Origin of the sequence: Streptomyces sp. URMC 124, from assembly GCF_051386455.1 — a bacterium.
Classification (GTDB): Bacteria; Actinomycetota; Actinomycetes; order Streptomycetales; family Streptomycetaceae; genus Streptomyces.
The window spans coordinates 1-2,649 of record NZ_JBPQTS010000300.1 but is presented as its reverse complement, the minus strand read 5'-3'; the positions used below and the strand labels follow the sequence as shown (position 1 = coordinate 2,649).

Genomic DNA, 2,649 nt, shown 5'->3' with positions numbered 1-2,649 from the left:
GGGTCTCAGCCGCTCCTCTGCGGGGGCAGGGGCCCGGGGCCCGCCGCCGCACGGTCCAGCAGGCCCGTCCGCGCGGCGAGGGCAGCCGCTTCCAGGCGGGAGCCCACGCCCAGCTTCATCAGCACCCGCTGGACGTGCGTCCGCGCCGTGCTCGGCGCTATGCCCATGCCTGCCGCGATCAGGCGGGTGTCCTCGCCCTCGGCGACCCGGACGAGCACCTCCACCTCCCGCGGGGTGAGGAGCTGCAGCAGCCGGGCGCCCTCGTCGTCCGGCTGGGCGGCGGGGTTGAGGAGCTCCGTGAACGCCCCTTGCAGGAGCTGGGGATCGACCGCGGCCTCGCCCGCCCGGGCCTTCATCATGGCGCGCTCGACGCCTTCGATCCGCTCGTTGTGCCGGACGTAGCCCGAGGCGCCCGCGGCGAAGGCCGCGGCGATGCCGAGCGGGCTCGGCACGGGTCCGAGGACCACGACCGCCACCTGCGGCCGGTCGCGCTTGATGCGCACGATCGGCTCGAAGACGCCCGGCTCGGCCGGGGTGGCGGTGCCCAGCAGGCACACTTCGGGCGCGCGGCTCACCACCAGGTCGGCGGCGCCCGCGCTGGGCGCGGCCGCGGCCAGGACGCGGTGCCCGCGCAGTTTCAGGGCCGAGGCGAGCGCCTCGGCCAGCAGTCGGTGATCATCGACCACCATGAGCCGCACGCCCATGCGCTTGCCCCCTGTCGCCCCGCGTACGTCTCTACGTCTCCTTGTCGACCCCTCGACCCCGGAAGCTACACGCTTGTTCGACGTTGCGCGCCCCTTACCGGTGAGAAGTCCCCCGGAATGCCGAAATCCCTGCCAATCACGTGTACTTCGAGACTGAAACGGATCGTTCAGGCACGGCAGCGCGACGGGCAGGGATACGACGTCAATTGTGCTTGATCACGGCGCCAAGCGGTCGGAAACCGCTGTACGGACGGCGCCGTGATCATGTGGTGTCAAGCGTGGGCGTCAGCTTCGCGCGTCAGCTCTCACCGAAGATCATCATGGTGTACTGCTTGCCGAGCCCGGCCGAGGTGCGGTGGGCGTAGTTCGTGCCGAGGAAGAGCCGGCCCTCGGCCCACAGGCCCTGCTGGAAGTCGGGCGAGAGCTCGCGCTCCGGCCGGGACGTCTCGTCGGCGTTCTTCAGCAGCACGTCGCCCTTGTACGTCTTGGGGTCGATGCGCAGCACCTTGCCGCCCGCGTTGTACGTCGGGATCTGGTACGCGATCGGGTAGCCGTCCTTGTCGACGCCGAGGGGCACCAGGCTGGAGCCGGGCGTGCCGTCCGTCTTGCCCTTGGTCTGGCCGGTGGACAGGTCGAAGGCGACGATCTCGTTCACGCGGCCGACCTGGTTCGGGTCGCCCGAGGAGTGGTCCTCGGTCGGCATGTAGAGCGTGTCCTTGGTGATGACCATCTTGGTGCAGCCCTCGACCTCGGTCGCCGGGCAGCGCGGCTCGTACTTGCCGTTGTCCGTGGAGATCTTGCTGCGGAGCTTGCCCTCGGCGGCGCTGTCGTCGATCACGAAGAAGTCGGACGCGCCGTTGCCCTTGCTGCCGCCCGCGTTGACGCCGACGACCAGCGGGTCGGTGGAGGCGATGTGCGGCCAGGAGAGGCCGGGCGGCAGCTTGTACTTGGAGACCGGCTTGCCGGACTTGGGGTCGAGCGTCTGGATCTCGACGGTACCGCGCTCGATGTCACCGCAGCGGCGCACGGCGACGAGCTTCTTGCCGCCGCCGTAGCCGCCGTCGCGGCAGTCGTCGCCGTCGGCCTTGGGCGCCCACAGCTCCTTGCCCTCCGCCAGCGACCAGGCGGCTCCGCCGCTGATGCCGCCCGCGGCGACCGTGCCGCCGCCGATGGTGACCTCGGAGAAGCTCACGTCGCGGTCACCGGACTTGACGGACTTCTGCCAGAGCTTGCTGCCCTTGTTGACGTCGAAGGCGATGACCTGGGTGCAGGGGCCGCCGTACTTCTTCTCCGCGCTGGGCTTGCCGTCGCTGACCAGGACGACGGCCTTGCCGTCCTCCGTGGCCTGCGGGTTGGCCCAGCAGACGGCGCCGTCGAGCGGGAGCTCCCACTTCTTGCCGCCGGACAGGCCGTAGCCGACGATCTTGTAGACGTCGGTCTTGGCGACCGCCTGGTCGGTGGCCCACATGCCCTTCATGTTGACCATGTCGTCGACTTTTTCCTGCTCGACGTTGAAGAGCAGTTTGCCGTCGCCGGTCTTGGGCTTCTCGCCGCCGTTGCCGCCCTTGCCACCCTTGTTGCCGGTGCCGCCGGTCTGGCCGTTGCTGGAGACGTTGGGCTTGTCGTCGTCGCCGCTGCCGCTGGTGGCGAACCAGATGCCGCCGCCGGCGAGGACGAGGACCGCGGCCACGGCGCCGGCGATGATCGCCATGCGCTTCTTCTTCGCGGCGTCACCACCGCCGTTGCCGCCGGGCGCGCCGGGGTACTGGCCGGGCGCGCCGTACGGGCCGGGCTGCTGCGGGTACGCGTTGTACTGCGGGTAGCCCTGAGCGGGCTGACCGGCGGGCGGCTGGCCCGGGCCGGGGTAGCCGTAGCCGCCGGCGGGCGGGGGCGCCTGCGGGTAGCCGTAGCCGGGCTGCCCCGCGGGGGGCGGGCCGGCTACGGC

Annotated in this window: 2 protein-coding genes; both read right to left on the bottom strand. The window is 71.2% G+C overall.

Translation table 11 applies throughout. The features are described 5' to 3' along the window. Positions 1-5 precede the first annotated feature (5 nt). The gene (locus tag ACSNOG_RS32450; RefSeq protein WP_436756289.1) at positions 6-704 is read right to left on the bottom strand and encodes a response regulator transcription factor; all 699 of its coding nucleotides are present in this window, start codon (positions 702-704) and stop codon (positions 6-8) included. A gap of 298 nt (positions 705-1,002) precedes the next feature. Continuing rightward, on the bottom strand, positions 1,003-2,649 hold a 1,647-nt coding region (locus ACSNOG_RS32445; RefSeq protein WP_436756288.1), incomplete at its 5' end, for an outer membrane protein assembly factor BamB family protein.